Here is a 1,188-nt window from a genome sequence, read left to right as displayed (position 1 = left end):
ATGCCCTGCGCGGCGGCGGCCCGCGGGTCGTGCTCCTCCGGCTTGGGCTCGGCGACGACGATCGCCTGGCACTCGCCGGGCAGGAAGCGGTCCTCGGAGTCGAGGCAGATGGCGAACATCGACACCGCGGGGCCCTCGCGCAGCAGCCGCACCACGCCGGGCAGCGACCGCAGCCGGCGCGAGCCGTCGAAGACGATGACGATGTCGGGGTCCTTGAACGACGTCGGCCCGCTGGCCCGCTGGTCCTTGGCGGCCTTCTGCCGGGCGTCGAGCAGCTGGGTCAGCTCGGCGATACGGGCGGCGACGGTCTCAGTGTCGGTGCCGACCAGCGCGTTGGTGTCGTACTCCCCGGGCGGGCGGGAGTGCGGCAGCCAGCGCGTCCAGTCCCAGCCGGCCTGGCCGCCGGGCTCTGTCAGCACGTAGAACTGGACGTCCAGCGGGCTGTGCAGGACGGCGGCCTGCGCGACGGCCCAGCGGCCGAGGGAGCGCGGGGTGTCGCCGGCGCCGGCGATGCCGAGGACGCCGGCCTGCCGCAGCGGCACGGTGACCGGCGCGTCCCGGATCTTCCACAGCACCTGGCGGCGGTGCTCGTCCTGCTCGGGGTCCTCCAGCAGGACCTCGGAGTCCAGCTCCGCGGTGCCGAAGCGGATCAGCAGATGGTCCGCGTCGGTACGGCGCCGCTCCCACAGCCGGGTGCGCGGACCGGTGGCGGTGGACAGCAGCAGGGCGGGGTCGGGGCCGCCCAGCCGCCGCTCGTTGCGCTCGGCGACGAGGGCGTCGCGGGCGTCCTTCTCGATCCGGGCCTTGTGCTCCTTGTACTCGGCGACGGCCTTCACATGGGACTTGCGGCCGTGCTTCTTGTCCATGAAGTAGTTGCCGATCATGATGATCGGGCTCATGAACGCCATCAGCAGGTAGTACCAGCGGCCCATGACGAGGCACATCGTCACGCCCATGACGGCCGGCATCAGCGCCATCAGCCACGGCAGCGGCCGGGCCTGGCCCTCCTTGGGCGGCGCGGGCAGCTTGAAGCGGGTCTCGCGGTCGGGCGGCAGCAGGCGCGGCGGGCGGTTGTAGTCGAGTCCGGCGCCGTCGTCCGAGACGGCGACGGCGGCGTCCGGCGGGGCGTAACGCACCAGCTCGAACAGCGAGTTGCCCACGGCGACCTGGGCCCCGTACGGCCAGGCG

General features: G+C 73.2%; 1 pseudogene. It reads right to left on the bottom strand.

What is annotated here, in order from left to right:
* Positions 1-1,188, bottom strand: a pseudogene (locus H5J30_RS34475) (FtsK/SpoIIIE domain-containing protein); the annotation flags it as partial.

The organism is Streptomyces phytophilus (assembly GCF_013870535.1).
Lineage (GTDB): Bacteria > Actinomycetota > Actinomycetes > Streptomycetales > Streptomycetaceae > Streptomyces > Streptomyces phytophilus.
This window is presented reverse-complemented; position numbering and strand designations above follow the sequence as displayed.